Annotated in this window: 14 protein-coding genes; 7 read left to right on the top strand and 7 right to left on the bottom strand. The window is 42.1% G+C overall.

Annotated features, from left to right (window positions below):
* Positions 1 to 36: 36 nt before the first annotated feature.
* The 3 genes from FAM09_RS03280 (at position 37) to FAM09_RS03270 (ending at position 4,092) form a co-directional block, all read left to right on the top strand.
* Entirely contained in the window at positions 37 to 1,446 is a 1,410-nt protein-coding gene (locus FAM09_RS03280) for an NADH-quinone oxidoreductase subunit N (RefSeq protein WP_243751576.1), read from the top strand.
* Between the two features lie 70 nt (positions 1,447 to 1,516).
* Positions 1,517 to 1,900 carry a hypothetical protein gene (locus FAM09_RS03275; protein WP_136575640.1) on the top strand — a complete coding sequence of 128 codons (384 nt, stop codon included), beginning with the start codon at positions 1,517 to 1,519 and terminating at the stop codon, positions 1,898 to 1,900.
* A gap of 320 nt (positions 1,901 to 2,220) precedes the next feature.
* Entirely contained in the window at positions 2,221 to 4,092 is a 1,872-nt protein-coding gene (locus tag FAM09_RS03270; protein ID WP_136575639.1) for a serine hydrolase, read from the top strand.
* Between the two features lie 115 nt (positions 4,093 to 4,207).
* Here FAM09_RS03270 and FAM09_RS03265 read toward each other — a convergent pair whose 3' ends face one another.
* The 3 genes from FAM09_RS03265 to FAM09_RS03255 form a co-directional block, all read right to left on the bottom strand.
* Positions 4,208 to 4,672 (bottom strand): hypothetical protein, encoded by a 465-nt coding sequence (locus FAM09_RS03265; protein ID WP_136575638.1) that lies wholly within the window; start codon positions 4,670 to 4,672, stop codon positions 4,208 to 4,210.
* A 214-nt stretch (positions 4,673 to 4,886) separates the two neighbouring features.
* Positions 4,887 to 6,356: an aminotransferase-like domain-containing protein gene (locus FAM09_RS03260; protein ID WP_136575637.1), complete on the bottom strand. Its 1,470-nt coding sequence runs from the start codon at positions 6,354 to 6,356 to the stop codon at positions 4,887 to 4,889.
* A 106-nt stretch (positions 6,357 to 6,462) separates the two neighbouring features.
* Positions 6,463 to 7,575, bottom strand: a complete 1,113-nt coding sequence (locus tag FAM09_RS03255) for a Gfo/Idh/MocA family protein (protein WP_136575636.1) — start codon at positions 7,573 to 7,575, stop codon at positions 6,463 to 6,465.
* 404 nt (positions 7,576 to 7,979) lie between these two features.
* Between FAM09_RS03255 and FAM09_RS03250 the strand changes: the two genes are divergently transcribed.
* From FAM09_RS03250 to FAM09_RS03240, 3 genes are all read left to right on the top strand, one after another.
* Complete coding sequence (locus tag FAM09_RS03250) at positions 7,980 to 9,038, top strand: sensor histidine kinase (RefSeq protein ID WP_136575635.1); 1,059 nt, start codon at positions 7,980 to 7,982, stop codon at positions 9,036 to 9,038.
* Entirely contained in the window at positions 9,025 to 9,732 is a 708-nt protein-coding gene (locus FAM09_RS03245) for a LytR/AlgR family response regulator transcription factor (RefSeq protein WP_136575634.1), read from the top strand. The genes FAM09_RS03250 and FAM09_RS03245 overlap by 14 nt, the downstream gene beginning before the upstream one ends.
* 129 nt (positions 9,733 to 9,861) lie before the next feature.
* The gene (locus FAM09_RS03240) at positions 9,862 to 10,371 is read left to right on the top strand and encodes a hypothetical protein (RefSeq protein WP_136575633.1); all 510 of its coding nucleotides are present in this window, start codon (positions 9,862 to 9,864) and stop codon (positions 10,369 to 10,371) included.
* Between the two features lie 6 nt (positions 10,372 to 10,377).
* Here the strand turns inward: FAM09_RS03240 and FAM09_RS03235 are convergent, their stop codons facing one another.
* The 4 genes from FAM09_RS03235 to FAM09_RS03220 all read right to left on the bottom strand — a co-directional run bounded on the left by FAM09_RS03235 (position 10,378) and on the right by FAM09_RS03220 (position 13,581).
* Positions 10,378 to 11,196, bottom strand: coding sequence for a universal stress protein (locus FAM09_RS03235; protein WP_166437011.1), 819 nt, complete (start codon positions 11,194 to 11,196; stop codon positions 10,378 to 10,380).
* A 17-nt stretch (positions 11,197 to 11,213) separates the two neighbouring features.
* Positions 11,214 to 11,435, bottom strand: coding sequence for a hypothetical protein (locus FAM09_RS03230; RefSeq protein WP_136575631.1), 222 nt, complete (start codon positions 11,433 to 11,435; stop codon positions 11,214 to 11,216).
* A gap of 71 nt (positions 11,436 to 11,506) precedes the next feature.
* Positions 11,507 to 12,886 (bottom strand): HAMP domain-containing sensor histidine kinase, encoded by a 1,380-nt coding sequence (locus tag FAM09_RS03225; RefSeq protein ID WP_136575630.1) that lies wholly within the window; start codon positions 12,884 to 12,886, stop codon positions 11,507 to 11,509.
* Entirely contained in the window at positions 12,886 to 13,581 is a 696-nt protein-coding gene (locus tag FAM09_RS03220; protein ID WP_136575629.1) for a response regulator transcription factor, read from the bottom strand. Before FAM09_RS03220 ends, FAM09_RS03225 begins: the two co-directional genes overlap by 1 nt.
* Before the next feature lie 223 nt (positions 13,582 to 13,804).
* Here FAM09_RS03220 and FAM09_RS03215 point away from each other — a divergent pair, with 223 nt between their 5' ends.
* The gene (locus FAM09_RS03215) at positions 13,805 to 15,439 is read left to right on the top strand and encodes a tetratricopeptide repeat protein (protein WP_166437010.1); all 1,635 of its coding nucleotides are present in this window, start codon (positions 13,805 to 13,807) and stop codon (positions 15,437 to 15,439) included.
* The last annotated feature ends 810 nt before the right edge of the window (positions 15,440 to 16,249 follow it).

Raw genomic sequence — 16,249 nt, 5'->3', positions numbered from 1 at the left:
CAAGGCAACGAGACAGTAGACAATATGCAATAAACTATGTTGATCGACTTTATTATACTCATGAAACAGGAACTGATCATTACGGTGATCATCTTTATCCTGTTACTGTTGAAAATTGGAACAGACATTTCTAACGAAAAAATACTGAACCTCGCCAACGGATTGCTGCTGCTGAACCTGGCTGCAGGATTTGTGGGCAATCAGCAAGGCATGTTATTTAATGAAATGTTTCTCACCAATCCCTTGATCGTACTGGAAAAAAATATTTTGAGCCTGGGTACGCTGATCGTGTCTCTGCAATCAGCCGACTGGCTAAAAAAGCATGATCACGTTCCGGAGTTTTACATTTTGTTGTTGTGCACGCTGTTGGGCATGTTCTTTATGATCTCAGCCGGTAACCTCCTGATGTTTTATATAGGATTGGAATTATCAAGTATTCCGCTGGCTGCGATGGCCAACTTCGATCTGGGTAAAAGGAGATCTTCAGAGGCAGCTATGAAGTTTATAATGTCATCGGCATTTGCATCGGGATTATTGTTGTTTGGTATTTCGCTGGTATATGGCGCAACCGGTACGCTCACGTTCAGTGAAATGGCTGGTCATATTACCGGTGGATCTTTACAGGTATTTGCTTTTGTGTTACTATTGTCTGGTTTTGCCTTTAAAATATCTGTTGTGCCTTTTCATTTATGGACGGCCGATGTATATGAAGGCGCACCGGTAGCGGTTACCTCCTGGTTATCGGTGATCTCAAAAGGTTCGGTGTTGTTTGCATTTGTTTCTGTTTTATACACGGTGTTTAAACCAATGGCCGCAACCTGGTACAACATGTTATTTGTATTATCGGTGCTAACCATTTTGATCGGCAATCTGTTTGCGATAAGGCAGAATAATATTAAACGATTTTTGGCCTTTTCTTCCATTGCGCAGATCGGTTTTATTTTAGTTGGGATAACCGGAAGCTCGCAGCTGGCAACAGCATCGGTTGTTTATTTTGTACTTATTTATGTTTTCTCCAACCTGGCGGCTTTCGGTGTAGTGGCATTGGTAAGCGCTGTAACGGGCAGGGAACAGGTGAGCGATTATAAAGGTTTTTATAAAACCAACCCGGTATTATCCTGGGTGCTTACGATCGCATTGTTTTCACTGGCAGGTGTTCCGCCCACTGCAGGGTTCTTTGGGAAGTTCTTCCTGTTAATGTCGGGCGCAGGAAAAGGTAATTATGTGTTGATCACCATTGCGGCATTGAACATGATCATCTCTTTTTATTATTACCTGCGAATTGTGAAGGCGATCTTCATGGATGCCAATGAACAGCCTATTGAACGGTTAATCATACCTGCTTATGCCAAATTAGCCATGGTCATTTGTATTGTGGGTATTATAGTTACAGGACTGGCAGGGTATGTATATGATTACATTCATTCGTTGAGTTTTGGATTTTGATAGGGCTGGAATTCGCAACCTGCCTTTATATGGAACTGGTAATTTGTATTTTGGAATTTATTCATTCGTTATGGCAATCAATAAAAATCATGAGTTTGAAGAACTGGATGGTGTTAAATGCGCCATAGTAGAAAAGAATGCGTCGCAACAACGGGTTGATTTTTTAAAACCATTACTGGAGTTCAATAAATATACCGTAGTGGTAGTAGCTTCCCCACCACCGAAGGCTTCACCTGCAGCAACTTCGGCTACCACTACCGACGCAACTGTTGAAGTTGCAACACCGCCGCCTGCTACCTATACCATAGGTGTTACCGATGTTACATTCAATCCCACCAATGCTATTTTTGGAAGATCAATAAAAACATCTAATGGTCATGTGGTTACTCTTGCTTACTGGCAGCAGAAGGAAACAGTTAGCCGGGACCATGTACCCTATTTTTCAAAAAAGTAAAAGCCTTACGGTATACCCACTTAGTGTAACACTTACTGTTTGAACAAGCCTCAACTTGATTTTCGTCAAAGAATTTAAACTTACCACTATTGTGGTATTGATTTCGCTGTAATGAGCAAGTACATTTGCATTCGATTTTGCAGCATCGATAGTTACTCCGCTTTATGAATTCAGATCAGAGCAACTGATCTTTCCGCATCAGTAAGGTTCGCCGATTATTAGCAATCAAACATTTTTAATAAAAGGATTACCGGCTATTGTACAATGGCCTACAGGGATCTTTTTGTATCAAATTATTAAAACACTTTAAAAGGCTTACAATGAAATCATTTTTGCAAACAGGTTTACTCGTTCTTTTTAGTTTCTTTTTGTCTTTGCAAATTACATTTTCGCAGGCATGGGTATCGCGGCATAATTTAAGTCCTGCACAATACCAGGCTGCGTTCGATGATTACGTAAAGGATGGTTACAGGCTTTCTACGGTGAGTGGTTACACTTGCAGCGGACAAGAGCGATATATTGCTTTATGGGAGAAGAAGGCTGGTCCGGAATGGGCTGCGCGCCATGGTTTATCGAGCCAGGATTATCAGGCAGCCTTTGATGATTTTACAAAAAAAGGATTCCGGCTTACACATGTATCGGGGTATGGCGTAGGCAGCCAGGCCAAGTTTGCCGCCATCTGGCAAAAAACTTCCGGAGCTGCATGGGCTGCCCGGCACAATTTAACAGCGGCCCAATACCAGAAAGCATTTGACGATTTCTCTAAGCAGGGATACCGGTTGTTACATGTATCAGGGTATGTGGTGAACAACATAGAATATTTTGCAGGCATATGGGAGAAGAGCGCCGGCAATGCGTATGTAGCGCGGCATAATCTTACCGCAAGCCAATACCAGCAGGCGTTTAACGATTATACCAAGCAGGGGTATGCGTTGAAAACGGTAAGCGGCTATACAAAAAATGGCACTAACCTGTATGCTGCTATTTGGGAAAAAATAGCAAGTCCGTTATGGGCAGCAAGGCATGGCGTCAGCAATGGCAATTACCAGTATGTGTTTGACAACATGTACTACCAGGGATATAAACCTACATATGTAAATGCATATTCATCGGGCAATAGTTGTGAGTACAATGCCATTTGGACCAACACCAATATGAAAGGGTCTGACATTGCTGCCATTGATGAGGCTGTTAATCAATACATGAGCAGCCAAAGTGTAAAAGGCTTATCGATCGCTATTTGTAAAAATGGAAGACTGGTATTTGCGAAAGGGTATGGTTATGCTGATGCGGCCAGCGGCGAAGAGATGTCGCCCGATCAACCGCTACGTATCATGAGCATATCAAAACCGGTGACTTCAGTAGGTGTAATGACGTTGATGGACCAGCATAAAATCTCATTGGATAAACCGGTGTTTGGTCCCAACAGCATCCTGGGTTCAAAGTATGCTACCCCTGCCGGAAAAGAAAAGTTAAACAAGATAACCGTTCGCCAGTTGTTAACGCATACTTCGGGTTTGCGTAGCTGTAATGGTGAATCAGTTTTCTGGGACCAGAATAAAACGGCTGATGATGCTATGAATGTACTGCTCAATGCATCAGACCTCATTACAACCGATACTTCTGACAAGTATATTTATTCCAACACCAACTTCTTCATTCTGGCGCGGATCATTGAACAGGTAAGCGGACAATCATACGAAAATTATATCCGTAGCAGCGTGTTAACCAAATGCGGTATTGGAAATACTATGTATGTAGGTGCTGCATCAGGAAATGCAAAGGCCGGTGAAGCTACCTATGTGCCGATGGATAAAATGAACCTGCAATTGTGGGCCGGTTTTGGCGGTTGGGTTGCCCGCCCGATCGATCTCTTAAAATTCCTGAACCGGGTAGACGGTGCTTCCATTCCCAGCGATGTGCTTACAACGCCTACGCACACTACCATGGTTACCGGTACGGCTTTGAATAATGGTTACGGATGCGGCTGGATCGTATCAGGCAGCCTGCAAAATCATAATGGTTGTTTTGACGGAACCAGGTCTTTCCTTGTAGAGTTGGGAAATGGTTTAAGTTATTCAGTGATCGTTAACAATAACCCTTCCAACGATGGTTGCGGCTGGACGATGAAAAGCGCTATAGAAGCAGGTTTGAGTAAAGTGTCAGGATACCCGACGTATGATTTGTTTTAGAAACGGAGCGTATGTAGGAAAAAAAGGTTTGTTATAAAATATAATGCTGAAGGGTTGAAAGAATAATTTTCAACCCTTCAGCTTTTCAGGACCTGGTTACTGAATTCAGCTTTTCTTACTGCGCCTTTTTATATTTTTCTTCTATGTTCAAATTGCCTTCGTTATCCGATTTAACGGTCATCCAGCTTTTTTCATCTTCCAGCTTTACAAAATACTCCACTCTGGAGGCGCCGGTTTCTGAGATCAAAGTAACTTCAACAACGCCAAAGATATTTTTCTTTGGATAAGTGTTTTTGATTTTCGAACGGATGAGGAAAGGAAGGTTCGCCTCAGTATAATACCGGGTAAATTCGGTTATTCTACCGTCTTTCAGGTACACAATACGCGAACGAACGCCTTCTGCGACAAAATTTACCACCCAGGCTTTAGGTAATTCATACCAATGAACCCGCTCAGCTTTCGGAAAACTGGTGGTGAACGTTTTGATCAGTTTTTCGTCAATTTCACCCGGACCAGGATCACGGGCAATTAAACTGAAACTAAGCAACAGGGCTGAGAACATGATAAACAACTTTTTCATGGCTAAAACTTTTAAACTTTAAATAATCGGACGTAAAGGTAAAAGGTATTTGGACTATTAAGGTGTCCGGTTTTTATATTCCAGGTAGTCCGGTTTAATGGAGCAACAGTAAATGAACTGTATGTTATCCCAACCATCACGTCAGGACAAAGTTGATAAGATCAATCAACATGAAATTGTATAAATCGGCACTATTAACGAGAAACGGCTCTTTTTATTTTGAGCGGATGGTTTGGGCCAGTAAATCAACGGCCTGTGCTGCTTCTTCTTCATTCATCCACCCGAATCCCATACGGGTGGCATTCATTGAAACAGATGAAGTGTTATGGATCAAACCATTCGAGAGAATGAGGCCTTTCGCTTTTAATTTTTCTGTGAGTGGGGGTAACGGAATGGATTTATGAAATTTCGCCCAAATGGCCAGGCCGCCATCCGGTGTTTTAAAATCGATAATGTCGCCCAGTTTTTCATTCAATAAACCACATAAAAAATCCCTGCGTTTATGATAAGCCAGCAACGCTTTTTTCATGTGTCTTTTAATATGACCTTCTTCAAACATTTCAATCAACGCTAATTCCATAATAGGGTCGCCTTGTGTGTCGATCAGTTGCCGGACCCGCATCAATTCCAGGATAAGATTTTCCGGCGCAATAATATACCCCGTACGTATGGCCGGCGCAATGGTTTTGCTGAGCGTACCAATATATACAACCATGCCTTTGGTATCGGCACTCACCAGGGGTAACATGGGACTACTTAAATAATGAAAGTCGTAATCGTAGTCATCTTCAATAATGATAAAACCATATTTTTCGGCCAGTGATAGTAGTTTGATGCGGCGTGCCGCCGAAAGAGTTACGGTGGTAGGGTAATGGTGATGCGATGTTATATACAACGCTTTGATCTTCTTTTTGCGGCAAAGCTTTTCAATGGCATCTACATCAATGCCGTATTCATCTACTTTAATCCGCGCCAGTTTCATGCCCGCCAGCAGAAAAACATGATCGGCATAATAATAATTTGTATCTCCTACTATAATGGTATCGCCTTTTGCAAATAAAACAATCGACAATAAGTACAACGCCATCTGACTACCTCGTGTAACAATAATATTTTCAAAAGTAGTTTGCAGGCCCCTGCTGGCATTGAGGTATTCTGATAACGTAGCCCTGAACTTTTGTACGCCCGGCGTTTCAACGTACGACATAAATTTCAGGTAGGTATTTCTCGACAAAACACTTTTGTAAGCCCTGCCCAATTCATCGGAGGGGATCAATCGCATATCGGGCCCATCGTGAAAACCCATAATATGCCGCAAAGGCAATACGGGCGTACGAATGCCGGTATTTACCTTAACATGGTAACCTGTTGTTTTTGGAAAAGCGTTTTGATTGTGATTTTTTGTAAAATGCCGCCCATTGATCTCAGGTAATTCCTTACTGGTAAAAGTGCCTTTGGAAGGGTGCATTTCTATCCAGCCCTGTGCGTCCAGTTCTTCATACGCTCTGACGATCGTTTTGCGATGTACTTCCAGTATTTCGGCCATCTGGCGGGTGCCGGGCAGTTTTAACCCGGGCCCAACCCGGCCTTTGCGCATTTCGTGTATAACGGAATTGGCTATTTGCAAATAGACGGGCGTATCACAATCTTTTTGCATCTGTATGATCGTCTTCCATGGAAGCATAGTGGACTACCTGGTTGGTTTAAATTCAATACTAAGATAGTCCATTTTGGGAAGAGTAGGTAGCCTGCTGTTTATTTTCCAGGATCTTATAAAGAACACTCTTTTCTTATGCTTTCACCTCAACCCGTTTTCCGGTGGCGGCAGCTTTGTAAATCGCTTCAATGATCACCAGGTCGCGACGGCCCAGTTCGCCCGATACTACTGATTGCCGGTTAGTTAGAATACAATTGGCAAAATCATCCATTTGCAATGCCTGCTGGTTGGGCGGTTTATAGTTTATCGGTCCGCGACTGGTTTCTACCACCATTCCCCGGTAAGTAAAAGCATGTTCTTTAAAATCGATCCAACCTTTGGGCCCTTCTGCGCGGAATTTATCGGCGCTGTGCTGGTAACTTGTTTTTGCTGTGCAGGCGCCGCCATTCGCAAATTCCATCGTCCAGCTAATGCCTTCTTCTACGTCGGTGAACATGTCGGGTTTTGTTTTAGGGAGAAATTGAGCGGTAACTACAACAGGCGCCACGCAATTGGCCGCCATGCAAGCGCCGTGAATTACATAAATACCCAGGTCCATCAACGGCCCGCCGCCCGCCAGTTTTTTATCGGCCCGCCATACTTTGTTTTGCATAACAAAACCACGGTCGCCGGTCATGCTGGTAAAAGCGCCAAAATCTTTTTCTTTTGCCAGGCGCATGAGTTCTTTATGATAGGGATCGAAATGCAACCTGTACCCCATTGATAATTTTACTTTGGCCGCTTTGCAGGCCGCAATGATCTGATCACATTCTTCTACCGTATTGGCCATTGGCTTTTCGCAAATAACATGTTTGCCGGCTTTGGCTGCTGCTATGGCATGTTCGGCATGCAACCCATTTGGCGTAACCACATATACAATATCGATGTCTTTGTTATCGGCCATCCGGGCCATGGTATCATAACTATAAATATGCTGCGCAGGAAATCCATAATCCTTAGCCCATTGTTCGCCTTTTTCTTTTGAACCGGTAACTACCCCGGTTAGCTTGCACCATTTTGTTTCTTTCAACGCCGGGCCCAATTGCCGGGTGCTATATCGGCCAAGTCCAACGAGCGCAACACCAAGGATACGATCGGGCCGGGGTTCATTTCCATATAACCCAAGCGGACCAGCCATAAATATAGAAGCTGTACCCAATGATAGTTGTTCAATAAAGGAACGGCGGCTGATATTTGATTTTTTCATATCCTAATGTATGGCAATAGTTGTTTAGCTAATTCAATGATGATGGCTGATTATGCAAGAATATTGGCACACCCATGGCATGATTTTTAAATATCTGTTGTTATAATCTTTATTTATGCGTGATTGGCTAAGATCATTGATAGCAGGATATGCCGCCTGGAGATGGGGCGGTGGCTGCCTGGGGACTATTTTAATATTTGTAATTGTTTATTGGTTACTACAGGGATGTTAACAAGTTTGTGAGTTATTCAGTTCGTAAGTTATTCAGTTCGTAAGTTCATGAGTTAACTAAATAACTCAAAAACTTAAGAACTCTGAACTAATTCCCGTCATTCATAGGTCGCAACCTGCCATTCGTAGGGTTTTTATTAAAATCAACCGGTTTTTCCGATTTTTATGGTACTATGAAAAGAGTGCTATTGCATAGTGCCTTCTGGCTGGTGTATTTACTGCAAGACACCGTACTGGAATTTGTTTGGGTTGGTCCCGCCCTGAAAAATATTCCCGAAGATGTGCAATTCTGGATGGCGTTTAAAGCCGCTATTGCCGCCGTATTACCCAAGCTGTTATTCACCTATTTTATTTTATATGTTGTCATCAAAGAAATTATAAAGGGGAATGTCAGGCTGTCCTGGATCATTTTACAGGTGATGGCCGCCTTTATAATTATTATTATACTGCACCGGATTGTTTTCGTGTATTATATAAATCCGGTAATCTATGGTGGTGTACTTAAGGAACGGCCCTTATTTCATGTGCTGAGTGTGTTGCTGGCTGTTATGGATATCGGGTTTGTATCGGGAGTAGCCATTACCATGAAATTACTGCGGATACAACTGGTTGCCAGGGAGCGGGAAAAGAACCTCATTAAAGAAAAGCTCGGGGCTGAGCTGAAATTCCTTCGCCACCAAACCAATCCGCATTTTTTATTTAATACGCTGAATAATATCTATGCGCTTGCCCGTAAGCAATCGGAGCATACGGCAGAGGTGGTAATGCGATTGTCGAAACTGCTGCGGTTTATTTTATATGAATCAAAAAGTAACCTGATCACCATTGAAGATGAACTCAGGATCCTTGACGATTATATAGCGCTGGAAAAGATCCGGTATGACCGGTTGACCATTCACTTTCAGCGGGAGATAGATGAAAGCTCCGGCAAAATAGCGCCTTTGCTTTTATTGCCGCTTGTTGAAAATGCATTCAAACATGGCGCCAGCGAAAGCCGGTTCGATTCTTTTATCCGCATTCATGTGCAACTACAGCAAGGGCGGCTTACCTTTAATATAGAGAACACCAAAGAAAACCATACCGCGGAGGAAATACGGGATAATATCGGGTTGGGCAATGTGCGCAGGCAACTCGAACTTATGTATAAGGAATATGATCTGCAACTGCAGAACGAACCACATTTATTTTCAGTACGACTTTATATAAACCTTACGAGCTATGCACAGGTATAATTGTATAATTGTTGAAGATGAGCCGCTGGCGGCTGAAGTGATAAGAGATTATATTCTGCAGGTCCCCTTTTTGCAATTAAAGGGTATTTGCACCGACGCCTTGTATGCCATGGACCTGTTGCAAAAGGAAAAGATAGACCTGGTGTTCCTGGATATTCACCTGCCTAAATTAAAAGGACTGGATTTTATTAAAGCCCTCATAAAACCACCCCAGGTGATTATTACCTCTGCCTACCAGGAATATGCGCTGGAAGGATATGAATTGAATGTAGTGGATTACCTGTTGAAGCCTATTGAGTTCAACCGCTTCGTAATGGCAGTAAGTAAATTGAAGGAGCGGGATCCGGTAGAGGCATTACCTATAGGGCCGGCCGCGGTTACAGAAAGAGCAGCGTTATTTTTTAATGTGAGCAAGAAACGGGTGAAAATATACATCGATGAGATCCTTTTTATTGAGAGCCTGAAAGAATATATCCGTATCACCACAAAAGATAAATCTATTCTTACCAAATATCAATTGCAGCAAATTGAAGAAATGCTGGCTAAGAACGGCTTCCTGCGCATCCATCGTTCCTTCCTGGTGGCTAAAAATAAGATCGATGCCTTTTCCGCTACCGATGTTGAAATAAACGGAAAACAAATTCCTATTGGTAGAAGTTATAAAGAAGGAGTGGTGGCCGCGTTGGAAGGGTAAGGCAATATGCAATAGGCAATAGGCAATGAGCAATAGGCTATTCATGCGTAGATAACAGTATTTGGGAGAATAATTTAAACTTCAATGCAGCCATTCAATAATTTCAGCCCTCAAACAAATGCTGCCGGCATGACAACCATTCAAACTGCAAGAGCCCAGAAGCAATATTATTCAAAGCCGATTCTTAAAACCATAGCCTGGGTAGGATTATTGGTAGGTACCCTTGATATAACGGCTGCCTGTACGCATGCATATCTTGCGCGGGGGATCGCGCCTGTGAGGGTACTGCGGTTTATTGCTAGCGGGGCTTTTGGCAAGGCTGCTTTTGAAGGTGTTTGGCTGATGCCATTACTCGGCCTGCTTTTCCATTATTTCATTGCTTATAGTTTCACCGCACTATTCTTTTGGTTGCATCCCAACGTAAAGCTCATGTCAAAAAACAGGGTTATTACCGCCGTTGTATATTGCATTTTTATTTATGTTGTCATGAATATGCTGGTGCTGCCGTTGACGAAGATCCCGGCAATTACTTTTAACCTTGAAAAGGCGATCATTGCCACATTGATTCTGATAGTGGCCATCGGTTTGCCGCTTTCCTTTATTGCCAGCAAATTTTTTCAAGATAGAAATGCTAAATGACGCCCTTTAATTTTCAGCCGTTCTGAACACGCTCAAAACCGGCGTTCTGGCATGGCTGATGATCCGTTGTGAAAACGGGCCAATAAAGAAAGGTTTGTTGGCAACATCAACAGTAGAACAAATAACAATAAGGTCTGTTTTTGTTTTATCTGCTTTCTCCAGCACTTCTTCTGAAATATTTCTGCCATAACTATAGCTTATTGTATAGGTTACAGCCCCGTTCGACATGTTTTTTAATTCATTTACAATTTCGGTTGCCTGCTTAACATCGTGTTCTTTTCTGTCGATGGAAATACCGAATAATTCGAAGTTGCAATCAGGATCTATTTGCAATACCAGGTCATTAATGAATTGATACTTTTTAAAAACGCCGAGGGTGGGCCGAAATGGAAAAAGTACCTGGTTAAAGCGCTGCCATCTTTTTCCTTCCGGTACAATCAGCACCGGACAAGATGCATGTTTAATTGTATAATATGAGTTGGAGCCTATAAAAAGGTCCCGGTGACCGGAGGCGCCATAAGCGCCCATAACGATCAATTCGGGTTTTATTTCAAGCGCCCCTTTTACAATGGTAGGCCCAACAAACCCATCTGTGAATAATACCCGGGTTTCAACACCATGCCGTTGTTTAATATTGTCAGCAATGGCATGGGCAATTTGGGTGGCGTTCTTTATCGCATATGAATCTTCCCCGGCTAAAGCCGTATCATTAATATGCAATAAATGTATAGACGCGTTATTTCTTTTAGCAATAATAATGGCTGTTTCCAACGCATTAAAGGACGCCTCGCTATAGTCTGTAGGAACAAGAATAGTTGTAATCATGAGGCCGTTGATCATTTTTAATTCGCGGTCTTAAGGATAATTCCGGTGGCGGCCGTTTTAGTAGTATCGAGCTTTCGGGTAAGTTCAATAACCACTCCTCTCAATGAATCGTTTTGTAGTATCAGTTCCCTGTTTTCCCATTTATAGTCAACGGTTTGTTTGAATAGGCAACCACTTACAACAACAAGCATTATAACAAACGCGAGCAGAAATATGTATACTGAGCGTTTTATTTTCATTGCGCCAATTCTTTCCTATGCAATTTATTTATTGCCTGTGATTGTGTAATTAACATCGGGTTAGAACCGTATTAGAATTTTGCCGTTGGCAACGTGACAATAAATTCAGTGCCCTGCCCAGGCGTAGAGGTAACAGAGATATTCCCTTTGTGCAGTTTAATGATGCGGTTGGCTAAGGATAAGCCAAGCCCAAAACCGGTTTGTTGCGACGTGCTGTTGACCCGGTAAAATGGTTGAAAAATATATTTTAATTCCGGTTCGGGGATGCCCATGCCGCTATCGATAATGGCAATTGTTATTTTTTCTGCTTCTGCTTTCAGCTTAATAATGGCTTTGTGGTTGTCAGAATACTTGCAGGCATTGGAAACAATATTTTTAATGGCGGTAAACAACAATTCGGCATTACCGAATACAATTAACTTTTGCTCTTCTGCAGGCATATCGTCGAACGACAAAACAACGAGGTAATCGGGGTGTGTTTTTTTCATTTCAGCAGGCAGGCTCATCAAAATTTCATCAATGCGTACGGGCAAAATATTTAATCCGCCGGGGTCTCCCGATGCCTGCGCAAACTCCAGCAGCGTTTGGGTAAGTTTGCTCAGATGGCGTACATCCTGGTAAACCGATTCCATAACACTGCGGTATTGTTGTGCTTCCCTGCTTTTCTGCAGGGATACTTCCAACTGGCTTGAAATAGCTGTTAAGGGTGTCGACAATTCATGGGATGCATTGGACACAAAACGGCGCTGGGTTTCGAAACTGTCCTGCAGCCGGTTCAATAACCGGTTAAGGGTTTCCGACAGGTAATGCCATTCGTCCTTTACCTCGCCGGTGCTGATGCGCCCCGCCAGTTTGTGTGCAGAAATTTCATTGATGTCATCGGCTATTTTTCTGATCGGCCGCATTAACCGGTCAGAAAAAAAGTACCCCCCGGCAAAGGTGATCAGGATGCCCGACAGAAAACTGAACCATAAGATATTAGATAACTGCCTGAGTTTATCTTTCCCATCTTCGTCATAAGCTGCGGTAATGACTACAATGCGGTTATTGGGGTTCACATAATGATAAGCTACCGCTTCTTTCTTGCCGATCCTGAAAAAAATAGTTCCTTTAACACGCGCATCGTCCAGGATAACGGAGTCAACTTTCAGGGTATCAGCCGGCGCATCGCTATAGCTATAAATTTTATTGTTGAGATAATCGTAGGCTTGAAACGTTTTATCTTTTAAGGAGAGAGTTGTATTGGAGTCAATTTTTCGAATAAGATCCTGATCAAATACCTGCTTCTGGCCCAAAAAACGCGCCAGGGTGATGGCCCGGTTGGTTAACCGGGTACGAATGTTTTGTGTACGCTCGGTATACGAAAAATAAAAAACGGTTGCGCATACCATGGCTAAAATCACAAAAACAATGATACAGAATAATAATGTTATGCGCAGTTTAACAGGCATCAGCGTTCGTTTTCCTTTAAGATATATCCCATGCCAACATGTGTCTGGATCAATTTCTGAGCATAAGGTTTATCAATTTTATTGCGGAGATAGCTTATATATACATCGATGATATTGGTGTTGGTATCAAAATCAATATCCCACACATTTACAGCAATGGCTGCTCTTGATACTACCTTATTCTTATTCCTCAACAGGTATTCCAGCAATTGAAATTCTTTGGCAGTTAAATTAATGGTGTCGCTACCGCGCTTTACTTCTTTGCTGTCGAGGTTCATGCAAAGGTCTGCGGCTTTTAATAAATTGCCAACCGGGATGTGGAGGTTCATGGTGCGTTTCAGCAGTACGCGTATTTTAACCAGCAATTCCCTGAACTCAAATGGTTTAACCATGTAATCATCGGTACCGGCATCGTACCCTTCTATCTTATCGTTGAGGGTGCTTAATGAAGTAAGCATGATGATGGGAATATGCGTGTTATGGGCCCTGATGATTTTGGCAAGTTCATACCCATTAATGCCCGGCAGGTTTATATCAAGGATAACCAGGTTAAAATCGTGTGCAAAAAATAACCGTTCGCCTATTGTTCCATCATAGGCCACTTCAACATGATAACCGTTCTCAGTGAGCCCTACTTTTAATGTATCGGCTATCTTTTGTTCATCTTCAATGATCAGGATGCTCGTTTCTTCCATAACCTATAAGTGCATTTAAACGCGTTGTGCAAACAGCAATATCCGCTGCATTGCCTACGAAGTTACAATTTCGAAATTTTTCAGTGAAAAACGGCGGCAGGGACGGTTCTCTCCGGGATAAAAGCCTACTTCTAATCTACTTCTAATATAGCATTAAGTTAAGCCTAAGGCCTGTAGAATAAGTTTGACATCAAGTTCAAAAAAGCGCTTAAACGTAATGCTGATGAAAAAAGGATTAATACTGGTACTGTGCCCATTGATTTCGCTGGCCGCCCTGGCTCAAACGGTTCCCGATGCAAAAAAATTCATTTACTACGAACGGTATAATAGCGCTCAAGCGGCGCTGCAAAATATTGTAAAGACCGATCCCGCCAATGCCGAAAGTTGGTACCTGCTGTCAAAGTCATTCCTTTTGTCTGATAAGCCTGCTCCTTTACAGAATTTAATGGCGCAAAGCCCGGCAAACGTAAAAAGCGAACCTTTTTACCAGGTTGCTTATGGCAATTTGTTATTGAGTAAAGGCAACAAGGATAGCGCCCGTTTTTATTTTAACCAGGCCCTGGATAAAACAAGGGAAAAAAATCCCGACATATTATCAGCCGTTGCCGAAGCGCATATAACTGCAAAAGCAGGTGATGCAAATTATGCGGTGCAACTGCTCGATAGGGCCATTGACCGCGACAAAAAGAACCCTGCTTTGTATGCCTTGCTGGGCGATGCCCATCGCAAATTGGGTAATGGATCAGAAGCATATAAAGCATATACTGGTGCGCTGGAGAAAGACAATCAGTATGCAGTTGCCCTGTATCGCATGGGAAAGATCTTTGTATCTCAGAAGAACCCGGAAATGTACCTGAAGTATTTTACCCAGGCACAACAGGCGGATAGCAATTATGCGCCTGTTTTTTACGAACTGTATTACCACTATTATTTCACCGATCCGCAAAAGGCGTTGCAATATTTTCAACAATTCGTTGCAAAAAGTGATTTGAATAAAGACAATGATGTGTTGTATACCGACCTCTTATACCTGAATAAGCAATACGATGCAGCCATCGCCAAAGCAAAACATTTACTGACCCAGCATAGCGGTGATTCAATGCCACGCTTGTACAAATTAATGGCATATAGCTACCTGGGAGCAAAAGACACCGCCAGTGCCATGACCAATATGGTTCAGTATTTTTCAAAAGAGGTGGATAGCAACATGGTGGTAAAAGATTTTGAGACCATGGCCGATCTGTATGCAACGGCGCAAGGGAAAGAAGATTCTGCCATTACTTATTATTTGAAAACGGTAAATAAGGCGAAAGACCATCCGGAGAGATTCCATTTTTATAAGAAGCTGGCTGAATTGTATAAAGACAAGAAAGATTATTTGAACCAGGCGCAATGGTTGGGCATGTATTACCAGGACAATCCTAAAGCCTCCAATATCGATCTGTTCAATTGGGGTATCGCTAATTTCAAGGCCGAAGCATACGTACAGGCCGATACCGTTTTTGGAACATACATTCAGAAATATCCCGACCAGGCTTTTGGTTATTACTGGCGCGCCCGCACCAATTCATTGATGGATTCTACGATGGAAAAAGGAGCGGCCATTCCCTGGTATAACCAATTGATCACGATGCTTGAGAAAGACCCAGCCAATAAAACCAATAAGAAATGGTTGATAGAAGCGTATGGGTATCTGGCAGCTTATGAAACCAACCAGGTAAAAGACTATAAAACAGCAACTGAAAATTTAAAGAAGATCCTGGCGATAGATCCGGAAAACAAAGACGCACAACAATATATTACAATTCTTGAGAAAAAGCTCTCATCTGATAATAACAACACAGGTAATAATAAATAAAACGAGGTGATCTAGCTGCTTCATTAACAATGCTCTTTTTCTACAGGTCAAAGGTGGGTTGCTCCGTAGGTGGCGGACGACTCACCGTTTTTATTTGTTTCAATACCTGATTGTCGTCATATTGCACAATTGTCGCTTTTCTACACAAATTGATCAGGGTTATTTATTCTGCCAAATGCTTGTCTAAACGCATGTTTTATCTAAAAAGCTTGTAGAAAAACACTAATTTTTTTTAAGTAATACTTTTAAAAAATTTTTTATTCAATTAATTATTTTACTTTTGGCCACCCAATTCACTCTGTCTACATTGATCGTTTTTTATTAAACCTGCTTTTCCTTCCGTATCGTTTCAACCATTCAGAATACACTACCAAGGTTCCCAAACGTTCATTTTCTTTTGATCAGTTAGTAAGTAACCCCCACGCCCTAATTCGTATATCCTGTTACATGTATGCAGCTGCAAGTATTATTGCGGCAAGTACCTTACCTGCTCATACATTTTTTAATATTTTAATTGAGAGATACCGATTTTGTCAGGGCATCGTATGCTCCTGGTAAGACTAATACGTTGGTGTAGATAAACCTATGAGACACTCGATATATAGTAGCATTTTCAATTTGTACTGGTTAAGGTCAGCTTTTTAATCTGGTAATTTGGAAACTTTTATTACATGATCGTAATCCTTACCTGTAGCCATGTTTATTAAATATGGCTACTTCATCAACCACAAGCTGAACTTATTATATGAAAAGCCAAAGGTGACCGATTTTTCGGTCACCTTTTTTATGTGTATTAATAAATGTAAAGCC

The sequence above is a fragment of the Niastella caeni genome (genome assembly GCF_004834005.1).
GTDB classification, from domain to species: Bacteria; Bacteroidota; Bacteroidia; order Chitinophagales; family Chitinophagaceae; genus Niastella; species Niastella caeni.
This window is presented reverse-complemented; position numbering and strand designations above follow the sequence as displayed.

What these genes read in the sequence shown, in the direction of transcription:
- FAM09_RS03220 (WP_136575629.1), bottom strand. Translation starts at nt 13,581, where the DNA reads ATGGAAGAAACGAGCATCCTGATCATTGAAGATGAACAAAAGATAGCC.
- FAM09_RS03255 (WP_136575636.1), bottom strand. Translation starts at nt 7,575, where the DNA reads ATGAAAAAATCAAATATCAGCCGCCGTTCCTTTATTGAACAACTATCA.
- FAM09_RS03260 (WP_136575637.1), bottom strand. Translation starts at nt 6,356, where the DNA reads ATGCTTCCATGGAAGACGATCATACAGATGCAAAAAGATTGTGATACG.
- FAM09_RS03235 (WP_166437011.1), bottom strand. Translation starts at nt 11,196, where the DNA reads ATGATTACAACTATTCTTGTTCCTACAGACTATAGCGAGGCGTCCTTT.
- FAM09_RS03245 (WP_136575634.1), top strand. Translation starts at nt 9,025, where the DNA reads ATGCACAGGTATAATTGTATAATTGTTGAAGATGAGCCGCTGGCGGCT.
- FAM09_RS03270 (WP_136575639.1), top strand. Translation starts at nt 2,221, where the DNA reads ATGAAATCATTTTTGCAAACAGGTTTACTCGTTCTTTTTAGTTTCTTT.
- FAM09_RS03265 (WP_136575638.1), bottom strand. Translation starts at nt 4,672, where the DNA reads ATGAAAAAGTTGTTTATCATGTTCTCAGCCCTGTTGCTTAGTTTCAGT.
- FAM09_RS03215 (WP_166437010.1), top strand. Translation starts at nt 13,805, where the DNA reads ATGAAAAAAGGATTAATACTGGTACTGTGCCCATTGATTTCGCTGGCC.
- FAM09_RS03250 (WP_136575635.1), top strand. Translation starts at nt 7,980, where the DNA reads ATGAAAAGAGTGCTATTGCATAGTGCCTTCTGGCTGGTGTATTTACTG.
- FAM09_RS03240 (WP_136575633.1), top strand. Translation starts at nt 9,862, where the DNA reads ATGACAACCATTCAAACTGCAAGAGCCCAGAAGCAATATTATTCAAAG.
- FAM09_RS03225 (WP_136575630.1), bottom strand. Translation starts at nt 12,886, where the DNA reads ATGCCTGTTAAACTGCGCATAACATTATTATTCTGTATCATTGTTTTT.
- FAM09_RS03230 (WP_136575631.1), bottom strand. Translation starts at nt 11,435, where the DNA reads ATGAAAATAAAACGCTCAGTATACATATTTCTGCTCGCGTTTGTTATA.
- FAM09_RS03275 (WP_136575640.1), top strand. Translation starts at nt 1,517, where the DNA reads ATGGCAATCAATAAAAATCATGAGTTTGAAGAACTGGATGGTGTTAAA.
- FAM09_RS03280 (WP_243751576.1), top strand. Translation starts at nt 37, where the DNA reads ATGTTGATCGACTTTATTATACTCATGAAACAGGAACTGATCATTACG.